Origin of the sequence: Burkholderia sp. Ac-20379, assembly GCF_017104645.1 — a bacterium.
In the GTDB taxonomy this organism is placed as follows: Bacteria; Pseudomonadota; Gammaproteobacteria; order Burkholderiales; family Burkholderiaceae; genus Burkholderia.
Window position 1 is genome coordinate 1 of record NZ_JAAGPF010000029.1, and the last position, 19,877, is coordinate 19,877.

Annotated in this window: 20 protein-coding genes; 6 read left to right on the forward strand and 14 right to left on the reverse strand. The window is 66.5% G+C overall.

The window, feature by feature from the left end; genetic code table 11:
- The 4 genes from G3N92_RS06235 to G3N92_RS06250 form a co-directional block, all read right to left on the reverse strand.
- Positions 1 to 759: GAF domain-containing protein (locus G3N92_RS06235; RefSeq protein ID WP_206126583.1), on the reverse strand; the 759-nt coding region annotated here is incomplete at its 3' end.
- Between the two features lie 153 nt (positions 760 to 912).
- The gene (locus G3N92_RS06240) at positions 913 to 1,758 is read right to left on the reverse strand and encodes an MBL fold metallo-hydrolase (RefSeq protein ID WP_206126584.1); all 846 of its coding nucleotides are present in this window, start codon (positions 1,756 to 1,758) and stop codon (positions 913 to 915) included.
- A gap of 18 nt (positions 1,759 to 1,776) precedes the next feature.
- Positions 1,777 to 2,103: a hypothetical protein gene (locus G3N92_RS06245; RefSeq protein ID WP_206126585.1), complete on the reverse strand. Its 327-nt coding sequence runs from the start codon at positions 2,101 to 2,103 to the stop codon at positions 1,777 to 1,779.
- Between the two features lie 6 nt (positions 2,104 to 2,109).
- Positions 2,110 to 2,652 carry a sugar ABC transporter gene (locus G3N92_RS06250; protein ID WP_206126586.1) on the reverse strand — a complete coding sequence of 181 codons (543 nt, stop codon included), beginning with the start codon at positions 2,650 to 2,652 and terminating at the stop codon, positions 2,110 to 2,112.
- Positions 2,653 to 2,814: 162 nt separating this feature from the next.
- Here G3N92_RS06250 and G3N92_RS06255 point away from each other — a divergent pair, with 162 nt between their 5' ends.
- The 3 genes from G3N92_RS06255 (at position 2,815) to G3N92_RS06265 (ending at position 5,028) form a co-directional block, all read left to right on the forward strand.
- Entirely contained in the window at positions 2,815 to 3,699 is an 885-nt protein-coding gene (locus tag G3N92_RS06255; RefSeq protein ID WP_206126617.1) for a LysR substrate-binding domain-containing protein, read from the forward strand.
- Positions 3,700 to 3,787: 88 nt separating this feature from the next.
- Positions 3,788 to 4,624 carry a cytochrome c gene (locus G3N92_RS06260; protein ID WP_206126587.1) on the forward strand — a complete coding sequence of 279 codons (837 nt, stop codon included), beginning with the start codon at positions 3,788 to 3,790 and terminating at the stop codon, positions 4,622 to 4,624.
- A gap of 26 nt (positions 4,625 to 4,650) precedes the next feature.
- Positions 4,651 to 5,028: a hypothetical protein gene (locus G3N92_RS06265; protein WP_206126588.1), complete on the forward strand. Its 378-nt coding sequence runs from the start codon at positions 4,651 to 4,653 to the stop codon at positions 5,026 to 5,028.
- Between the two features lie 97 nt (positions 5,029 to 5,125).
- On the opposite strand, the gene G3N92_RS06270 is transcribed toward G3N92_RS06265, so the two are convergent.
- Positions 5,126 to 6,655 carry an aldehyde dehydrogenase family protein gene (locus G3N92_RS06270; protein ID WP_206126589.1) on the reverse strand — a complete coding sequence of 510 codons (1,530 nt, stop codon included), beginning with the start codon at positions 6,653 to 6,655 and terminating at the stop codon, positions 5,126 to 5,128.
- Positions 6,656 to 6,759: 104 nt separating this feature from the next.
- Positions 6,760 to 7,932, reverse strand: coding sequence for an iron-containing alcohol dehydrogenase (locus G3N92_RS06275; protein ID WP_206126590.1), 1,173 nt, complete (start codon positions 7,930 to 7,932; stop codon positions 6,760 to 6,762).
- A 715-nt stretch (positions 7,933 to 8,647) separates the two neighbouring features.
- On the opposite strand from G3N92_RS06275, the gene G3N92_RS06280 reads away from it, so the two are divergent.
- Positions 8,648 to 9,754, forward strand: a complete 1,107-nt coding sequence (locus tag G3N92_RS06280) for a class I SAM-dependent methyltransferase (RefSeq protein ID WP_206126591.1) — start codon at positions 8,648 to 8,650, stop codon at positions 9,752 to 9,754.
- A gap of 83 nt (positions 9,755 to 9,837) precedes the next feature.
- On the opposite strand, the gene G3N92_RS06285 is transcribed toward G3N92_RS06280, so the two are convergent.
- Positions 9,838 to 10,725, reverse strand: a complete 888-nt coding sequence (locus tag G3N92_RS06285) for an EamA family transporter (RefSeq protein ID WP_206126592.1) — start codon at positions 10,723 to 10,725, stop codon at positions 9,838 to 9,840.
- Between the two features lie 53 nt (positions 10,726 to 10,778).
- Positions 10,779 to 11,924: an MFS transporter gene (locus G3N92_RS06290; protein ID WP_241014620.1), complete on the reverse strand. Its 1,146-nt coding sequence runs from the start codon at positions 11,922 to 11,924 to the stop codon at positions 10,779 to 10,781.
- A gap of 213 nt (positions 11,925 to 12,137) precedes the next feature.
- Here G3N92_RS06290 and G3N92_RS06295 point away from each other — a divergent pair, with 213 nt between their 5' ends.
- Positions 12,138 to 12,590 (forward strand): helix-turn-helix domain-containing protein, encoded by a 453-nt coding sequence (locus G3N92_RS06295; RefSeq protein WP_206126594.1) that lies wholly within the window; start codon positions 12,138 to 12,140, stop codon positions 12,588 to 12,590.
- Between the two features lie 56 nt (positions 12,591 to 12,646).
- Here G3N92_RS06295 and G3N92_RS06300 read toward each other — a convergent pair whose 3' ends face one another.
- A complete protein-coding gene (locus G3N92_RS06300; RefSeq protein ID WP_206126595.1) occupies positions 12,647 to 14,062 on the reverse strand; it encodes a cytosine permease in 1,416 nt (471 codons plus the stop codon).
- Between the two features lie 652 nt (positions 14,063 to 14,714).
- On the opposite strand from G3N92_RS06300, the gene G3N92_RS06305 reads away from it, so the two are divergent.
- Positions 14,715 to 15,638 carry a LysR family transcriptional regulator gene (locus G3N92_RS06305; protein ID WP_206126596.1) on the forward strand — a complete coding sequence of 308 codons (924 nt, stop codon included), beginning with the start codon at positions 14,715 to 14,717 and terminating at the stop codon, positions 15,636 to 15,638.
- Between the two features lie 92 nt (positions 15,639 to 15,730).
- On the opposite strand, the gene argE is transcribed toward G3N92_RS06305, so the two are convergent.
- Genes argE through G3N92_RS06330 form a run of 5 tightly spaced genes read right to left on the reverse strand, consistent with a single transcriptional unit; the run spans position 15,731 to position 19,850 of the window.
- Positions 15,731 to 16,933 carry an acetylornithine deacetylase gene (argE, locus tag G3N92_RS06310; protein ID WP_206126597.1) on the reverse strand — a complete coding sequence of 401 codons (1,203 nt, stop codon included), beginning with the start codon at positions 16,931 to 16,933 and terminating at the stop codon, positions 15,731 to 15,733.
- Positions 16,926 to 17,603 carry a DUF1028 domain-containing protein gene (locus tag G3N92_RS06315; RefSeq protein WP_206126598.1) on the reverse strand — a complete coding sequence of 226 codons (678 nt, stop codon included), beginning with the start codon at positions 17,601 to 17,603 and terminating at the stop codon, positions 16,926 to 16,928. The genes argE and G3N92_RS06315 overlap by 8 nt, the downstream gene beginning before the upstream one ends.
- A 10-nt stretch (positions 17,604 to 17,613) precedes the next feature.
- Positions 17,614 to 18,051, reverse strand: coding sequence for a RidA family protein (locus tag G3N92_RS06320; protein ID WP_206126599.1), 438 nt, complete (start codon positions 18,049 to 18,051; stop codon positions 17,614 to 17,616).
- Positions 18,052 to 18,096: 45 nt separating this feature from the next.
- Positions 18,097 to 18,528: a RidA family protein gene (locus G3N92_RS06325; RefSeq protein WP_206126600.1), complete on the reverse strand. Its 432-nt coding sequence runs from the start codon at positions 18,526 to 18,528 to the stop codon at positions 18,097 to 18,099.
- Complete coding sequence (locus G3N92_RS06330) at positions 18,528 to 19,850, reverse strand: NAD(P)/FAD-dependent oxidoreductase (RefSeq protein ID WP_206126601.1); 1,323 nt, start codon at positions 19,848 to 19,850, stop codon at positions 18,528 to 18,530. Before G3N92_RS06330 ends, G3N92_RS06325 begins: the two co-directional genes overlap by 1 nt.
- Between the last annotated feature and the right edge of the window lie 27 nt (positions 19,851 to 19,877).

Here is a 19,877-nt window from a genome sequence, read left to right on the forward strand (position 1 = left end):
TCGCAGCGCCGGCAGTTGCATACCGAGCTGGAACTGCGCGCTGCGGTTCGCCGACACGATCCGCCCGTCCTCCGTGAACGCGACGATGCCCTCCATCAGCGTGCCGAGGAATTCGGGGCGGCCGTGGAACGACACCTGCAGCATGTCCTGGAACGTGGTGGCGAACAGGTAGTTCTCGATCATCTGCACCGACATCTTCGCCAGCGCCATGGTGTGCTGGTGATAGCTGCGGTGGTCGCCCGTCACGTCGAGCACGCCGGCCATCTCGCCGTAGGGATCGAGGATCGGCACGCTCGAGCACGTGAGGAACCGGTTCGCCGACAGGTAATGCTGCTCGCCGTGCACCACCACCGCGCAGCGCTCGGCCAGCGCCGTGCCGATGCCGTTGGTGCCCTGCCGGTTCTCCGCCCAGTTCGCGCCGGGCATCAGCGCGACGCGCTCGGCGCGCCGCAGGAAATCGTCGTCGCCGACCGAATGCAGGATCAGGCCGTCCGCATTCGTCAGCACGATCATGCTGTGGGTGTTGGCGATCTGGTCGTGCAGCGTTTCCATCACGGGCATCGCGTGCGCACACAGGATGCGGTTCTGCTCGCGCTTGAGCGCGAGCGCCGAGTCGGACAGGATGTCGTAGTCCGGCTGCAACGACGCGTTCAGCCCGAACAGCTCGGAACGCTCGTGCGCCTTGCGGATCGCCGTGACCGGCCAGTTGCCGGATTGCCCTGCCTCGCGCAGGGCGGCGGGGTCGAACCTGTCTTGCATCGTCTCCTCCAGAGCGGCCCGGTCGTGGGCCGGGGTGTTGGCGGGTTTGGATGCAAGGTTTGTGCCAATTTGGGGGTGGGAGGTGCGTTGGCGGCGCATGAACGCGTCGATCGACGCCGGCCGAACTGCCTCGCCATCAGCGGCCGGCAAGCCTCACGCGTCGGCCTCGTAAAGCAGTCCGTATGTCCCTCTCGTTCGCGTTATCCGCGCGAAACCGGCTTCGCCCAGATGCATGCCGGCGATCAGAAGCCGCTCGGCACTGACCTGGTCCAATAGCCGGGATCGTGTGGCCGCCGCCAGGGCCGTGTCCTGATCCAGCGCGATCGATACATCCGGCCGCGCGATCTGGATGTGAGGAAAGTGCACCACGTCGCCCCAAACCAGCAGGCCGGCACCGCCCGAATCGACGAGAAAGCCGGTATGCCCGGCGGTGTGCCCCGGTAACGACATCGCCCGGATACCGGGCAGCACGTCGCCATCGTCGAACGTACGGAGCGTGTCGCGATAGCCGTCGAACACGCGGCGCGCGACGAGGAAGTTGCCGCGCGCGCGTTCGCTGGCTCGCGCCAGGTTGGCGTCGTCCTGCCAGAACGTCAGTTCACGCTCGTGAACGACAAGCTGCGCGCCCGGAAAGGCCGTCTCGCCAGCCGTATCCAGCAGCCCGCCGATGTGATCGGGATGGGCGTGCGTGAGCAGCACGGTGTCGATCGTGGACGGCTCGATGCCGGCAAGCAGCAAATTGGGCTTCAGGCGACCGCCCCATTGCTTGATCCCGCCCGCGCCACTGTCGATCAATACGGTGCGGCCCGCTCCGCGCACCACGTAGCAGTTGATATGCACGGCAGCCGGCGCATGCTGCCCTGCGTCGCCCTGCATCCTGGCGGCTTCCGCGGTGTCGATATTCGAAAGGAAGTCGAGGTTGAGCGTCAGATAACCATCGCTGATGGCGGTGACCGTGAAGTCGCCAACCTGCTGGCTCGGGAACATGAGGGTAGACACGATGCTTCTCCAGCCCGATCAATGTCGGGCATAAACGTTCGACGCGGCATGGCCGAAACAACGGATGCGCGCCGTGAGGCCGGTGTGGCGCACGATGGCGTTCTCGAGCGCGTCCATGAACGGGTTCATGACTTCCGGCGTCCGAAACGTTTCGAGGCGATATTGGATTTCCACAAAAATGGGGTGCCCGTATCCATGCCTAACGTCCACATACACGACGTGAACGTTTTCGAGCCGTGCGCCGAGGAGGCCGGTGCAGAGTTCGACACATTCGCCGGACAGCTCGGCAAGATGTTCGTCGGATGGCATTCGCCCCGCGTGAACATAGAACGTGACGTTCGGCATGGCTGACTACCTCGCCTGCTCGGCGGAAGCCGTTCGAGCCGCGGTCAGTTGTTCCGTCATCGGCGCGTAAAGGAACACGCCCTCGAGGCCCTCGACACGATGGGCGTCGTTCAGACGCAGTTTCGCGAGCCAGCGACGTTCCGGAAACTTTTCCAGTGCAATGGCTTGCATGGCCGACGGGACGAGGCCCATTCGAATCAGCGGATCGGGACCGTGTGCGCACAGGGCGAGCAGTTCGTCGGCGCCAACCGCGGGTGCCACGCCGATATCGCTGTAGAGATTTCGATGCCAGTCGGTGATGTGCTGCTGCCACTTCGCGAAATTACCGCCGCCCTTGTGGCGATATTCGTCCCCCGTCAGAACGTCGAGACTGTCGATCGTATGGACGGCCAGGTAGACAGGGCAATCGCCGCCGATCGCCTTGAAGCGCTGCGACGTCTGAAAGCCGGCCACGGAGATCAGGGCGGGCAGTTTTTCGAGGCTGTAGAAGGTGTTCCATTCGGCCTCGCTGACGGGATCGGCGAAGCTGCATTCCACGGTGTAGATCATCGGATTGTCCTTGGCGACGAATGCGCATCACGCGGCAAACGTCACGTTCATTGCGGTAAAGTCATGCTAGCCCGGTGATTTCCACCTGAAAATCGAAATAAAGTCAGCCTTCAGTGACTTTTGATCAAGCTGACGTTCATTCACCACCTTGCCCCAATTCCAATGCGACGCAAGATCCCAAGCAACACCGCGCTCCTGGCCTTCGAGGCGGCAGCGCGACACGGAAGCTTCGCCCGCGCCGCCGAGGAGCTGGCGCTCACCGAAGGCGCCATCAGCCGCCAGATCGCTCGCCTGGAAGCGTTCCTGGGTGTTGCGCTGTTCGAGCGCGTGGGGAATCGCGTGCGGCTTGCACCGAACGGCGCGCGATACGCCGTGCAGGTGCGCGAGAGCCTCGACAGGCTGGAACGCGACAGCCTGTACTTGATGGGGCAGCCCATCGAGGGCGCGAGCGTCGATATCGCCGCCATTCCGACCTTCGCCACGCGTTGGCTGATCCCTCGGCTGAAGCGCTTTCAGGACATGCATCCGAATATCACCGTGCATATCGCGGAACGGATGGCCCCCTTTCTTCTTGCCGGTAGCGGCTTTGACGCGGCGATTCACTTCGAGCACCCCGCCTGGGCGGGCATGCATGTGCATCACCTGCTCGAGGAGTTGCTGGTGCCCGTCTGCAGCCCGGCGTTGCTCGAGCGCGCCGGCGCCAACGCGTCGTTGGATGCGCTGCCACGCCTGCACCGGCGGCAAAATCCGGACGCGTGGCAGTTGTATGCGCAGGAGGCCGGCATCGAACTGACCAACTCCGCCGTCGGCGCGCGTTACGATCTTCATTCCATGCTGATCGAGGCGGCGCTGGCCGGCTTGGGCGTGGCGTTGGTGCCGCATCTTTATATCGAGGCGGAGCTTGAACAAGGCCGCTTGGTTGCGCCCTGGCCGGTGGGTCGAAGAAGCGCGAAACGATTCAGCCTCGTGCTGCCCGAGCCGATCGAATTGAGTGCGGGGCCGCTGCAGGCATTTGCGACCTGGATTCTCGACGAAGCCCGAGGCTGAGCGCTTCGCAACATCGACGACTCGGCGCCGCTGACATAATCCGCTCACGGCGCCGAATGCATCGGCAACCACCCTCCCTGGAGAACCCATGTCGATACGTGCCTTGTTTGCGATCTTGCTGCTGACACTCGGCGCCATCGGGCATTGCGTGGCCGCAACCCCTTCGATCAAACTGACGATCGCCGGCAAGACCCAAACGTTCAGCCAGACGCAGTTGCTGGCACGGCCGGACGCGGCCGAAATTCACGTCCCGCAAGACGTCGCCTACGGTGCGCCGGCAACCTACCGCGCCGTCCCCCTTGCCGACCTGCTCGACGCCACGGCATTGCCGGCGGACAGCGTGCTCGAAGCACGCGCGACCGACGGCTTTGCCGCGCAACTGCCGATGGATCTCATACGCAACCGCAATCCGGCACTCGCTGTCGCATGGCTCGCCGTGGAGGATCCGGCGCACCCGTGGCCCAAGCTGCGAGGCAAGCCCGTCAGCGCGGGCCCGTTCTACCTGGTATGGATCGGCCAAGGCGCCGCATCCGTGCGCAGCGAGCAATGGCCTTACCAGATCGCGCAACTTGCCACGCAACCGTCGCCCTCCGCCCGCTGGCCGGCGCTCGCCGTCGATCCGGCGCTGCCGGCAACCGATCCGATCCGCGCGGGCCAGAGCCTGTTCATCACGCAGTGTCTCGCCTGCCATCGGCTCAACCACGCGGGCAGCGCGGACACCGGCCCCGATCTCAACGTGCCGATGAATCCGGTCGAGTACTTCCAGCCCGCCGCATTGCATCGCTACATCCGCAACCCGGCATCGGTGCGAGACTGGCCCGGCAGAACCATGCCCGCGTTCTCGCAGGATCAATTGAGCGATCGGGAAATCGATCTGATCGTCGATTATCTTGCGTATATGGCGGGGCGGAAGGTTGGGCAGTAAGGCGCGGGGCGCAGCGGAGCCATTTCGTGAAGTTGCTTTCAGAATACATGAATGACGCCCATCTTTCCGGGCTCGGAGAGGAAGCGTGCGCAATGCTTGTACGGCGCGATTTCACGGGCTTGGCCGATCGTTTCGGCTATGCGCTTGCATTCGGCCGAGCGCCTTCGGCAGCGATCGAAGCCGATTTCAACACGGCCGTGGCTTCAGGTTCCGACGAATTCGCAGCAGGCAGCCCGTCGATTGCGCTTGCCTATTTCAAGCCAAACGACACTGGCTTGATCGCGTCGATCGATTGCACGCTCGCCGTCGGCGACGAGGCATCCGTCTTTTTGAGCCTCGTCGTGACTGGGGAAGGCGAAGATCGATACGTGACGCTGGAAGACATATCTGGAAGCACTCGGTGAAGCAACAACGGCCTGCCGGCACATAACCGGACAGGCCGTCATCACCGGCACAGCCCTACAACCTGCGCCGCCTCTCAACGAACGGGATCACCGCCCGTCAAAAGAACCCCAACGCATCGGGCTGGTAATTGACCAGCAGACACTTCGTCTGCTGATAATTCGACAGCGCCATCTTGTGCGTCTCGCGCCCGATGCCCGATTGCTTGTACCCGCCGAACGCCGCATGGGCCGGATACAGGTGATAGCAATTGGTCCACACGCGCCCGGCCTCGATCTCGCGGCCCATGCGGTAGGCACGCGTGCCGTCGCGCGTCCACACGCCGGCGCCGAGCCCGTAATACGTGTCGTTGGCGATCTCGATGGCTTCCTGCTCGTTCTTGAACGTCATCACCGACGCCACCGGCCCGAAAATCTCCTCCTGGAACACGCGCATCTTGTTGTTGCCGAACAGCATCGTCGGCTTCACGTAGAAGCCGTTGCCGAGGCTCGCATCGGCCTGGCTTGCACGGCTGCCGCCCGTCAAACACTGCGCGCCCTCCTCGCGGCCGATGTCGATGTACGACAGGATCTTGTCGAGCTGCTGCTGTGAAGCCTGCGCGCCGATCATCGTTTCGAGGTCGAGCGGGTTGCCGCTCTTGATGCGCTCCACGCGCGCCACGGCCTTCTCGATGAAGCGCTCGTAGATCGATTCCTGAATCAGCACGCGCGACGGGCAGGTGCAAATCTCGCCCTGGTTCAGCGCGAACATCGCGAGGCCTTCGAGCGCCTTGTCGAGGAACGCGTCGTCCTGATCGAGCACGTCGGCGAAGAACACGTTCGGGCTCTTGCCGCCCAGTTCCACCGTCGACGGAATCAGGTTCTCGGCCGCGGCGTGCAGGATCCGCTTGCCAACCGGCGTCGAGCCGGTGAACGCGATCTTGGCGATGCGCGTGCTGGTGGCGAGCGCCTCGCCCGCTTCCTTGCCGAAACCGCTCACGACGTTGATGGTGCCCGGCGGGAACAGGTCGCCGATCAGTTCCATCAGCACGAGGATCGAGGCGGGCGTCTGCTCGGCCGGTTTCATCACCACGCAGCAGCCGGCGGCCAGCGCGGGTGCGAGCTTCCACGCGGCCATCAGCAGCGGGAAATTCCACGGAATGATCTGGCCGACCACGCCGAGCGGCTCGTGGAAGTGATAGGCGACGGTGTTGTCGTCGATCTCGGAGATGCCGCCTTCCTGCGCGCGGATGCAGCCCGCGAAATAGCGGAAATGGTCGACCGCGAGCGGCAGGTCGGCCACCATGGTTTCGCGCAGCGGCTTGCCGTTGTCGATGGTTTCGGCCACGGCCAGCAGGCGCAGGTTCTTCTCCATGCGATCCGCGGCGGCCAGCAGCAGGTTGGCGCGCTCGGCGGCGGACGTCTTGCCCCACTTGCGGCGCGCGGCGTGCGCGGCATCGATGGCCAGCTCGATGTCGGCGCCGGTCGAGCGCGGCACGCTGCAGAACGTCTTGCCGTTGATCGGCGAGACGTTGTCGAAATAGTCGCCGCCGAGCGGCGCGACCCACTTGCCGCCGATGTAGTTCTCGTAACGCGTGCGATACGGATACTCGATGTCGATGCCGTGGCTCTTGAGGTCAAACGGGTTCATGGTGCATTCCTGTTCTGCATGAAGTTCGGGCGGCCCGTGCGCGGCACGGGCCGCTGCCGGAGGCAAGCGCCCCTCGCGGCCGCGCCGGCGAGGGGCCGCGCGCGTTACATGGCCGCTTCGAAAATCGCGATGACCTGAGCCAGCGTGGCCTTGCGCGGGTTGGTCAGCATGCAGGCGTCCTTCTGCGCATTGACGCCCATCACTTCGTGATCCTCTGCTTTCACGCCGAGGCCGGCGAGGCCAGCCGGAATGCCGACCGAGGCCGACAGGCGGCGGATCGCCGTCACGGCCGAGGCGGCCGCGTCGGTGGTGGACAAACCGGCCGTGTTCACGCCGAGCAGCGCGGCGATCTGCGCGAAGCGCTCCGGCGCGGCGATCAGGTTGAACTCGGATACGTGCGGCAGCAGGATCGCGTTGCACACGCCGTGCGGCAGGTTGTAGAAGCCGCCGAGCTGGTGGGCCATCGCGTGCACGTAGCCGAGCGACGCGTTGTTGAATGCCATGCCGGCCAGGTACTGCGCGTAGCACATGGCGGCGCGCGCTTCCATCGATTCGCCGTTCGCCACGGCCTTCGGCAGCCATTCGCCGATCAGCGCGATGGCCTTCTCGGCGCACGCGTCGGTGATCGGCGTGGCGGCGGTCGAGACGAACGCCTCGACGGCGTGCGTCAGCGCGTCCATGCCGGTGGCGGCGGTCAGCGCCGGCGGCATCGCCACCATCAGGCGCGGATCGTCGATCGCGATCAGCGGCGTGCAGCGCCAGTCGACGATCGCCATCTTCACGTGGTTGCTGGAGTTCGTGATGATGCAGAAGCGCGTCATTTCCGCGGCGGTGCCGGCCGTGGTGTTGATCGAGATGAGCGGGGTCATCGGCACCGTCGATTTGTCGACGCCTTCGTAATCGCGGATATGCCCGCCGCCCGCGGTAACCAGGCCGATGCCCTTCGCGCAGTCGTGCGAGGAGCCGCCGCCCAGCGACACGATGAAATCGCAGCCTTCCTGCTGGTACAGCTTCACGCCGTCGTGGACGTTCACATCGGTGGGGTTCGGCTCGGCGCCGGCGAAGATCACGGCCTGCAGGCCGGCTTCGCGGATGTAGCCCGCGATCTGCTCGGACAGCCCCATCTTGTGCAGGCCGGCATCCGTCACGATCAGCGCTTTCTTCGCGCCCAGCGATTGGGCGCGCGTGCCGGTTTCCCGGGCGCAGCCGGGGCCGATCAGGGTGACGCAGGGGATGAAGAAGCTGTCGGTGCGATCTGCGATGCTGAGGTAGCTCATGTCGTCTCCAAGGTTTTGTGGGGGCATCGGTGTACCCGCATCCCTTTTCGCAGGAACCGTACCAATTGCGAAAAGCCTTGCGGGGCAAGGGTTTCGCGAAATCGGCCGGGTGCCCGCGCTGTTGACGATCACCACAGGTGTTGCGTTTCGGATCAGCGCCGCAACAGTGCAACGGGCCGCCGGAACACGGTCCAGCCCCGTTTTCCGGCGGGTTGCACCGTTTCGATCCGGTCAATTCCGGCCCCGAATCCTGCCGTTTGCGGGTGGGCGTTCCCCCGTATTGACCTGCCGCGCCAGTTAATGAAAATGGAAGCATTCATCCGCCGGGAGAGGCGATGCGTAGCGTATTCACTTCCGATCACGCGAATCGCGCGGCAGGCTCGACGCCTGCGCCCGGCACGGCCGCGCGCGACCGCTCTCCCGCCGCACCGCAACCGCCGCTGTCGAGCGCGCCCGCCGCGCTGGTGCGCCGCAACCCAAGTTCTCCTGACGATTGCCGCGCGCCTTGCGCAGCCGGCTTCGCGCGCGATGCTGCATCTGCGCTTGCCGCCCCTCCTTTCCGCCGCGCGTTCCGGTGTTCCGCCCGGCGCGCGCGCCCGGCCTCGCCGAATCGGGGCCAGCCATCCGGTGCGTCGCATCATGCGGCGCCCGCGCTTCTCCCGAGGCCGCCCCGCGCGGCCGACCATAACGATCCCCACTCACGGAGCCCCCGATCATGACCGCGACCACACTCGATTCGAAGTCCGTAATTGACCAGGACGGCTGGCTGATCCGCTATTGCGAGCGCGGCCGTGTATCCGACTCGGTGATTCGGGGCGGCATCAGCGCGCTGCTGTGGCAGAAGCTGCGCGCCGAGCACGTCGACGACGACGTGGCCCGCATCGACGCGCTCAACGCGTTCGTCGACGACCTGAACCGCAGCCCGATCGCCACCGATTCGCAAACCACGAGCCGCGAGCTGCACGACATGCCGGCCGCGTTCTTCGAGGCGCATCTGGGGCCGCGCGTGAAGCAGTCGTGCTGCTATTTCCCGCAGGGCGAGGACACGCTCGCGCACGCCGAGGACGCCATGCTGGCGCTCTACGCCGAGCGCGCGGAGCTGGCCGACGGCCAGCGCGTGCTCGATCTCGGCTGCGGCTGGGGCGCGCAATCGCTGTGGCTGGCCGAGCGCTACCGGCAATCGCAGATCGTCGGCCTGACCGTCTCGCAGCGGCAGCGCGAATTCGTCGAGCAACGCGCCAAGGCGCGCGGCCTGACCAACCTGACGATCGTGACCGGCGACATCGCCACCTATGAGTTCGCGCCGGGCGACGCCCACTTCGATCGCGTGCTGTCGATCGAGAACTTCGAGCACATGAAGAACTACCGCGCGCTGCTCGCCAAGCTCTCGCGCTGGATGAGCGACGACGGCAAGCTGTTCGTGCATCTGTTCGCGCACCGGCTGGTGGCGTATCACTTCACGGCGCAGGACGGCAACGATTGGATGTCGCGCCATTTCTTCGGCGGCGGCACGATGCCGTCGGCGGACTTGCTGCTGCGCTTCCAGGATCATCTGCGCGTGGAGAAGCAATGGTGGCTCGACGGCACGCACTACCAGCGCACCGCGAACCACTGGCTCGCGTCGCTCGACGCGGCGCACGAGCAGATCCTGCCGATGCTGCGCGAGACGTTCGGCGAGGACAACGCGCCGATCGTGTTCCAGCGCTGGCGCATGTTCTACATGGCGGTGGCGGGGCTGTTCGGCTATCGCCACGGCAAGGAATGGGGCGTCGCGCATTATCTGTTCGACAAGCGCTCGGCGGCGGGGGCCGGGAACGCCTGACGCCCGGCGTCGGGACGCGAAAAAGGCGCGTGCTTCGAAGGCACGCGCCTTTTTTATCGACGGTCAAACGCCGCTGCCCTGGCTCACGCGCTCGCGCGCCCCGCCAGCCGCGCGCCGATCCGTTTTCCGTACAAGCCCACCGCCAACCCCAGCACGATGAACAGCGTGGCCAGCACCTTCGGCAGCCCCACCTGCTCGCCGAAGATCGCCACCGAGCCAAGCATGCCGAAGATCGGCACCAGCAGCGACAGCGGCGCCACCGTCGACACCGGATACTTCTTCAGCAGCACGTTCCAGATCCAGTAGCCGAACAGCGTGGTGGGATAAGCCTGGAACAGGATCGAGAAGACGGCCTTGCCGTCGATGTGCGAGAAGGTTGCCGCGTAACCGGCCGCGCCGTGTTGCAGCCAGGCGATCGCGAACAGCGGGATCGGCGCGAACAGGCTCGACCAGACGAGAAACGCGAACACGTCCTTCGTGCCGGATTGCTTGATGACGACGTTCGCCGTGCTCCAGGCGATCGCGCCGGCGATCACGAGCGCCACGCCGAGCGGCTTCGCGGTGCCGTCGGTGATGGTGATGATGCAGGCCAGCCCCAGCAGCGCGATGGCGATGCCGGCGGCCTGATAGCGCGACACGCGCTCCTTGAATACCGCCGCGCCGAGCAGGATCGTGAAGAACGCGCTGAATTGCAGCACCAGCGAGGCGATCCCCGCCGACAGGCCGGCCTGAATCCCGAGGTTGACGATGCCCCACAAGCCGATGCCGAAGATCAGGCCGTAGGCGGCCAGATAACGGAATGCCACCTGCGGCCGGCGAATCAGCAGCACGGCCGGAAACGCGCTCAGCGTGAAGCGGATGCCCGCGAGAATGAACGGGTCGACCGATTGCAGCCCGAGCTTGATGACCGAGAAATTCAGGCCCCAGATGGCCGTGACGAACACGGCGAGCAGGATGTCGCGGAGTTTCATTGAGTTGTCCGATGAAAAGGCAATGACGTGAGAGAGGAATCGGTGCCGACCGATCAGGCGCCGCGCGGCATCAGACGTCGCGTGGCCGCCCAGAACGCCAGCGCCGCCAGGCTGATCGCCGCGCCCAGCCCGCACACGCCCGGCCATCCCGCGTGCGCATAGGCCGCCGTCGATGCAATCGCGCCCAGCCCGCTGCCCACCGAATAGAACAGCATGTAGCAACCCACCAGCCGCGCATGCGCCTCCGGCCGCGTGCTGAAAATCAGGCCTTGATTGACGACGTGGATCGCCTGCCCGCCGATGTCGAGCAGCACGATGCCCACGATCAGCAACCAGATCGACGCGGTCATGCATGCAATCGGCAGCCAGGCGGCGAGCAACAGCAGCAAGGCCACGCCGGTGGTTGCCTGCCCCAGCCCGCGATCGGTCAGGCGGCCGGCGCGCGCGGCGGCCAACGCACCGAGCGCGCCCACCAACCCGAACGCGCCGATGGCCGTGTGCGACATCGAGAACGGCGGCGCGCCGAGCGGCAACACCAGCGCGCTCCAGAACACGCTGAACGACGCGAACATCAGCAGCCCCAACGTGCCACGCACCTGCAGCACGCGCTCGTGCAGCAGCAGCGACGCCATCGAACGCAGCAACGCGCCGTAACCGAGCTTCACGCGCGATGCCGGCGGCGCCGGCAGCCATCGCCACAGCACGATCAGCATCGCGATCGCGAACAGGCCCGACACGCAATACACCGCGCGCCAGCCTGCGATGTCGGTCACGAGCCCGGCCAGCGAACGCGCCATCAGCAGCCCGATCACCACCCCGCCCTGCGCCGCCCCCACCACGCGGCCGCGTTCGCCGTCGCCCGCCAGCGTGGCCGCATACGCAATCAGCCCCTGCGTCATCGCCGTGCCGAGCAGCCCCACGCCAACCATGCCCGCGAGCAGCGCCAGCGGCGACGCCGCGGCCGCCACGCCCGCGCAGGCCGCGATCAGCAGCGCCAGTTGCACGGCGATCAGCCGCCGCCGGTTCAGCAAATCGCCGAGCGGCACGACGAACAGCAGCGCCAGCGCGCAGCCGAGCTGCGTGGCGGTGATCACGCCGCCCACGTCGGCGTGCGAGATGCCGAAATCGTGCGCAATCGAGTCGAGCAGCGGTTGCGCGTAGTAGACGTTCGCCACGCTGGCCGCGCAGCACACCGCCATCAGGGCCACCACGCCGGCAGGCAAGCGGCTCGCAGCCGTTGCCGCGCCGTCTCGCGAGCCGGTTCGTGCCGCACCATCGAGTGAAGCCATCGGTTCCCCCTCGCAGCAATCTGATTGCAAATTGAAACTGGATTGAGTGTAGGGAAGTCTGTTTTAAAATGCAACGCGTTGTGCGCGGCGACCGAGCGGCGCACGGGTGTCGAGGAGGTGGAGATGGTCAAGCAGAAGCGCCTGGCGGATTCGCCGTGCCCGGTGGCGCGGGCGACCGATATCGTCGGCGACCGGTGGGCGTTGCTGATCGTGCGCGATGCGTTCGACGGCGTGAGCCGCTTCGGCGATTTCCGCGACAGCCTGGGCGTCGCCAGCAACATCCTGTCGGCGCGCCTGAAGATGCTGGTGGACGCGGGCATCTTCGAGATCGTGCCGGCGTCGGACGGCACCGCCTATCAGGAGTACGTGCTGACGAGCCGCGGCGAGGGGCTGTTCCCGGTGATCGTGATGCTGCGTCAGTGGGGCGAGGCGAACCTGTTCGCACGCGGCGAGAAGCACTCGGTGATGGTCGAGCGCAAGAGCGGCCGCGCGGTCCGCAAGCAGATCCTGCGCGACGCCGACGACAAGCCGCTGAAGGCCGCGCATACGCTGATCAGAAAAATCGAGGCATCCTGAATGCCCATGAAAAAACCGCGCACGAGGCGCGGTTTTTTTCATTGCATCGGTTCGCTTCAGCGCACGATGGCGGCGCGGGCGCTTTCCTGGCGGCGGCGATACGCCGTATCGCGCGTCGCCAGCCAGTAGTACAGCGGCGAGGTCAGCACCAGCCCGACGATCCACGACAGATCGGCGCCGTCGAGGTAACCCGGCACCGGGCCGGCATACATCGGCGTGTTCATGAACGGGATCTGCACCGCGATGCCCACCGCGTAGGCGATCAGCGCCTGCGGGTTGAACCGGCCGTAGATGCCGCCGTCCACGCGGAAGATCGACTCGATGTCGTAGTCGCCCTTGTGAATCACGTAGAAGTCGATCAGGTTGATCGCCGTCCACGGCACCAGCACCACCAGCAGCGCCAGCACCAGATCCACCAGGTGGCCGATGAAGTTGGTCGACACGCCGATCGCGCCGTAGCACGACGCCACCAGGATCACGATCGAGAACACGGCACGGGCGCGGGCCGTGGGGATCCAGCGCCACACGAAGGTCTGGATCGAGGTGATGGTCGACAGCACCGCGCCGTACAGGTTCAGCGCGTTGTGGCTGATCACGCTCAGCAGGAACAGCACCAGCATCAGCGGGCCGAACGGGCCGGTGGCCTGCTTGACGGCGTCCATGGTGTCGGCGCCGGGCGCGACGGCCAGCACGGCCACCGCACCGAACGCGAACGCCAGCGTCGAGCCGATCGCGCAACCGAGGTACGTGGCCCAGAACGTCGAGGACACCTTGACGTTGGCCGGCAGGTAACGCGAGTAGTCCGATACATACGGAGCGAACGCGATCTGCCAGAGCGCCGACAGCGACACCGTGGCGAGCCAGCCGGCGAAGCTGAAGCCGCCGCGCGTCAGGAAATCGGCCGTTTGCACGTGCGTGAAGATGTAGCCGAAGCCCACCACGATGCCGATGCCGAGCACCCAGGTGCCGATGCGGTTCAGGATGTGGATGAAGCGGTAGCCGATGATGCCGATCAGGCCCGAGCCCACCGCGCCGATCACGATGCCCACCGGCACCGGCACGGCCGAGGTGATGCCGTGCAGCGATTTGCCGGCCAGCACGATGTTCGAGGCGAAGAACGCCACGTACATCACGCCGGCGATCAGCGTGACGAGCAGCGCGCCGAGCGAGCCGAACTGCGCGCGGCTCTGGATCATCTGCGGGATGCCCATTTGCGGGCCTTGTGCCGAGTGCAGCGCCATCAGCACGCCGCCGACCGCCTGGCCGACGATGATCGCGATGATGCCCCACACCAGGTTCAGGTGGAACACCTGCACGCCGAGCGCGCCGGTCACGATCGGCAGCGGCGCGATATTGCCGCCGAACCACAACGTAAACAGGTCGCGCACCTTGCCGTGGCGATCCTCGGGCGGCACATAGCCGATCGTATGCTTTTCAATCAACGGGGACGCGGTGCGCTCCGGGGTGGTCACGATGATGTCTCCTTGCGTGCGCGGCGGGCCGCGCTGAACCGGTTGGGGCCAGCCAGCGCCCCTCGTCAAGCATCAGCAGGCGCCCGGGCGAATCGCGCCCGCCCCGAATCCGTTCATATTTCGAAATCCGAACCAATTGCGAATGCGTGGCGGGCTTCGCCCGGCGCCGCGGCCACCCGATGAAAACCTGCTCGTTCAGCCGCGAAACCCCTGTTTCGCAGCAGTCCGGCAAGCGCGTTTTCATCGGTGAGCCGTTGATGTGAGCCAAAATTTAGCGAAGCCGATAACATTTGAGAATTATCGTTTTAGTTTGTCTTGCAAAGCTTTTTGCTATGTCCAGACATGAATCATTTCGAGCACAAAAGCGGTGCCAAAACGCACCAGATCGGGCCTCGGGCGGGCGTCCGGCGCCGATCGTCCACAATCTTTCATGCTGCAAGGAGGCGGCCCGCGCGGGCGTGGCAAGGCACATTCGCGCGCCCGATCAAAAATAAAATTTATGCTCGCGTCATAAGATAAAAATCGGCAGCGTGCCGCGCGCGGGTGCGCGGCGTGCGGTAAGGTGCTAGCCGATCCAACCGACACCCACGCGCGCGCGGGGCCGCCAGCCCCCTGCCTGCCCCAATCCGGCGCGCGAGCAGCAGAGGTTTCCGTGGCTTTCTATACATTGCGACAACTGAAGTATTTCGTGACGACGGTCGAGGCCGGCAGCGTGGCCGAAGCTTCGCGCCAGCTGTTCATCGCGCAGCCCTCGATTTCGAACGCGATCAAGGGCCTGGAGGAAAGCTTCGGCGTGAAGCTGTTCATCCGCCATCACGCGCAGGGCGTCTCGCTGACGCCGAGCGGCACGCGCTTCTACCGCAAGGCGCAGGAACTGCTGCGCATGGCGCACGAATTCGAGCAGAACGCGCTGGCCGACAACGACGTGGTGACCGGCCAGATCGACATCGGCTGCTTCGAGACGGTCGCCCCGCTCTATCTGCCGCAACTGATCGCGGGCTTTCGCGAGCTGTATCCCGGCGTCAACATCCGGATCCGCGACGGCGATCAGCAGGAACTGGTGCAGGGCCTGACGGCCGGCACGTTCGACGTGGCGTTCGTCTACGAGCACGAACTCGACGGCACCATCGAGACCGAACCGCTGATGCCGCCCCAGAAGCCCTACGTGCTGTTGCCCGAAAACCACCGCTTCGCGAGCCAGGCGCAGGTGTCGCTGCGCGACCTGTGCGTCGAGCCGATGATCCTGCTCGACGTGCAGCCGAGCCGCACCTATTTCGTCAGCCTGTTCCATGCGCTCGGCCTCACGCCGAACATCGTGTTCGGCTCGCCGTCCATCGAAATGGTGCGCGGCATGGTCGGCCAGGGCTTCGGCTTCTCGCTGCTGGTCACGCGCCCGCACTCCGAATGCACCTACGACGGGCAAAAGGTCGTGACGATCGACATCGCCGAGCCGGTGGCGCGCTCGGGCCTCGTCAGCGCGCGCCTGAAGCGCGGCCAGTTGACCAAGCCCGCGCAATTGTTCGTGGATTTCTGCCGCGAGCGGCTCACGGCGCTGAGCGCCGCGCCGCGCGGCTGACGCCCGCGCCAACGCAAAACGGCCCGCTCGAAAGCGGGCCGTCTTCCTTTTCCTGTCGGCGGGATGGCGCGAACCGGGCCTTGGGCGGCGGCTCAGGCCTCGCGCGAGGTCAGATGCGCCACCAGCCGCGCCAGCATCGCGTCGCAGCCGGCCAGTTGCTCGACGCTGACGAACTCGTCGGGCTTGTGCCCCTGATCCATGCTGCCCGGCCCGCACACCACGGTGGGCATGCCGGCCTGCTCGAACAGGCCGCCTTCGGTGCCGAATGCCACCGTGCCGAACTCGGTCGAGCCGGACAGCAGCGCCAGCAACTGCGCGGCTTCGCTGTCGGGCGGCGTGGCCAGGCCCGGATAGGCGCTGAGCGGCTGGAAGCGGATGCCGGTGTCGGGCTTGACGGCCTGCATCTTCGGCAGCAGCTCGGCGTCGGCGTAGCGGTGCAGATCGTCGGCCACTTCCTGCGCGTCGTAGCCGGGCAGCGCGCGCACCTCGAAATCGAATTCGCACTCGGCCGGCACGATGTTCAGCGCGCGGCCGCCGTGGATCACGCCCGTCTGCACGGTCGAGAACGGCGGATCGAAGCGCGCGTCGTGGTGCTCGGGCGCGGCGAGCCGCGTGCCGATCTCGCCGAGATGGCCGATCAGCTTGGCCGCGTATTCGATCGCGTTGACGCCGTACGGCGCGTAGGCCGAGTGGCAGGCGGCGCCCTTCACGTGGCAGCGCATCGCGAGCTTGCCCTTGTGGCCGAGCACCGGCTTCAGCTCGGTCGGCTCGCCGATCAGGCACAGGCGCGGGCGCACGGCGCGCCGCTCCAGTTCCGCCAGCATCGGCCGCACGCCGAGGCAGCCCACTTCCTCGTCGTAGGAAAACGCCAGATGCACGGGCAGCGCCAGCTCGCGCTCGCGCGCGACGAACGCCGGCACCGCGGCCAGCACCGAGGCGAGGAAGCCCTTCATGTCGGCGGTGCCGCGCCCATAGAGCTTGCCGTCGCGCTCGGTCAGGCTGAACGGCTCGACCGTCCAGGCCTGGCCGTCCACCGGCACCACGTCGGTGTGGCCGGACAGCACCACGCCGCCGCGATCGCGCGGGCCGATCGTCGCGAACAGGTTGGCCTTGGTGCGCGCGTCGTTGTAGAACAGCTCGCATTCGACGCCGTGTCCGGCCAGGTAATCGCGGATGAACTCGATCAGCGCGAGGTTCGAATCGCGGCTGACGGTGGCGAAGCCGATCAGCCGCTCGAGCAGATCGCGGCTGGACAGCGGCGCGCCCGCCGCGTTGCGGTGCGCGGCGTCACTCATCGCCGGGCACGCCGTAGCTCGGCGCGGCGGTCGGGTTGATCGCGCGCGTCAGGTAATCGTTCATCTGCGGCTTGTAGGCCTGCCACAGGCCGGCAAGCTGGCCGATCGGGTCTTCCTCGGCCCAATCCACGCGCAGGTCGACGATCGGCCAGGTCACGTCGCCGGCGATCTTCAGCGCGGCCGAGTGCACCGGGCCGGCTTCGCCGCCCGCCGCCAGCGCCGCCTGCATCGCGGCCAGCAGCCGGTCGGCCAGCGCGCCGGGCGCGTTCTCGAACGCGGGCACCATGGTTTCGATCACGTTCAGGCTGGCCAGCATGTTGCCGGCCGCGATGCACTGCTCGCCCGCCACCGCGTGATACAGGCCGAGCGCTTCCTTGCCGCTGAAGAACGCGGCGCGGCCCTGGCCGTCGATCACCGTGACCTGCCGGTACTGGCTCCAGCCGTTCGCCGACAGCGCGCGGTCGAGCGCGGCGGCCGGATCGAGCTGGCCGTCTTCGAGCAGATCGAGGATCTCCGGGCCGAGCGCGGGCAGCGTGACGTTCTGCGTGGCCACCACGCCCACGCCGGCGCGCACCCACGGGCAGCGCGCCCCCACGGCGATGCTCGACGAGCTGATCGCGATGCCGAGCTGGCCGGTTTCCTGACACCGGCCGACGATCGAGAAAGTCATGTGCGCCTCCTTAGGCCTGTTGCGGCGTCCAGTTGTCGGGGATCACGGCGATCACGTCGATTTCCACGAGCCATTGCGGCTGGCCCAGCGCGGCGATCACCAGGCCGGTGGAGATCGGATACACGCCCTTCAGCCACTTGCCGACCACCTGATACACCGGCTCGCGATAGCGCGGATCGATGATGTAGGTGGTCGTCTTGACGATGTGCGACAGATCGCTGCCGGCTTCTTCCAGCAGTTGCTTGATGTTCTTCATGGCCTGCTCGGTCTGCGCGGCCGGGTCGCCGAGGCCGACGAGGTTGCCCGCGAAATCGGTGCCGATCTGGCCGCGCACGTAGATCGTGTTGCCGGCCTTCACGGCCTGGCACAGGTCGTTGTCGAGCGTCTGGTTCGGGTAGGTATCCTTGGTGTTGAACATCCGGATACGGGTATGGGTGGTCTGGCTCATGGGCATGTCGTAAGGAGGTCGAAGAAGATGGCGCGCGGGGTTCGCTCAGGCGGCGGGCGGCGTCCAGCCGTCCGGCACCACGGCGATCACGTCGATTTCCATCAGCCATTGCGGCTGGCCCAGCGCCACCACCACGATCCCGGTCGAGATCGGATGCACGCCCTTGAGCCACTTGCCCACTTCCTGATAGACCGGCTCGCGATAGCGCGGATCGATGATGTAGGTGGTCGTCTTGACGACGTGCGACAGATCGCTGCCCGCCTCTTCCAGCAGTTGCTTGAGGTTCTTCATGGCCTGCTCGGCCTGCGCGCGCGGATCGCCGAGGCCCACCAGGTTGCCGTCGAAATCGGTGCCGACCTGGCCGCGCACGTACACGGTATTGCCCGCCCGCACGGCCTGGCAGAGGTCGTTGTCGAGCGACTGGTTCGGATAGGTGTCCTTGGTGTTGAACATCCGGATACGGGTATGCGTGGGCATCAGTTCACTCCGATTTCGCTGGTTTGGGCCGCTTGCGGCGCGGCGGCGGCGGCCGCTTCGCGCTGCGTGCTGTCGCGGTAGGTCTGGTATTGGCGCTGGATCGCGATGTGGTCGCCCACGTGCTTGGCGTCGTGCCAGACGCCCCAGATGAAGCTGGAGCCGCGGCGCGACTGCCACGGCAGGCCCAGGAAATAGACGCCCGGCTCGGCCGACACGCCGCGCTGATGCTTCGGCTTGCCCTTGGCGTCGAACGCGTCCACCTGCAGCCAGCGGTAATCGGTGGCGTAGCCGGTCGCCCAGATGATCGACGTGACGCCGGCCTTGGCCAGATCCAGCTCGCGCAGCGGCTGCGTGAGGCAGGCCGGATCGGCGGGGATCTCGCGCGCCTGCGGCTCCTCGGGCAGGTCGAGGCCGTTGCGGGCGATGTAGGCGTCGGCTTCGTCGAGCAGCGACAGGTAGTTCTCGTCGCCGCGCGCGATGTTGGCGGCCAGGTCGTCCTGGAAGCGCACCACGTTACCGTCGAACGACTGGGTCAGGCCGACGAGATTCACGCCCTGATGCGCGAGGCGGCGGAAATCGACGGTATGGCCGCCGCGCGCGCCGCTGACGGCGATCGTCACGTGCTCGCGGCCCGGCATGGCCGCCTCGGCGTCCCACTTGCCCAGCACGCCGAGCCACCAGCAGAAATCGCGGTTGCGATAGGCGCGCGGCGGGCGGTCGTGCGGGCCGACCGACAGGTAGACGTCGCGGCCTGCGCGCTGCAGTTCGTCGGCGATCTGCACGCCCGACGAGCCGGCGCCCACCACCAGCACGCCACCGGCCGGCAGTTGCTGCGGGTTGTAGTAGCCGGCCGAGTGGAGTTGCGTCAGATCCGGCGAGGACGGCGCGATCGGCGGGATCACCGGTGTCTGGAACGGGCCGGTGGCCACCACCACGCGGGTCGCCTCGATCGTGCCGTCGCTGGTGTCGACCGTGAAGCCGGGGCGGCCGACGTTGCGCACCACCTTGGTGACTTCCACGCCGGTGCGGATCGGCGCGTCGTATTTCTTCGCATAGGCTTCGAAGTAGTCGGCCACGCTGTCCTTCGAGGCGAACGCGTCCGGGTCGAGCCCTTCGAATTCGAGGCCGGGGAAGCGGTCGTGCCAGGCCGGGCCGTTGGCGACCAGCGAATCCCAGCGGCCGGTGCGCCAGCGCTCGGCGATCCGGTCGCGTTCGAGCACCAGATGCGGCACGCCGAGGCGGCTCAGGTGTTCGCTCATCGCCACGCCGGCCTGGCCGGCGCCGACCACCAGCGTGTCTACGACTGTGTTCCCGACTGTCATCGCGCGTTCCTTTGAAAAGCGGTTCGA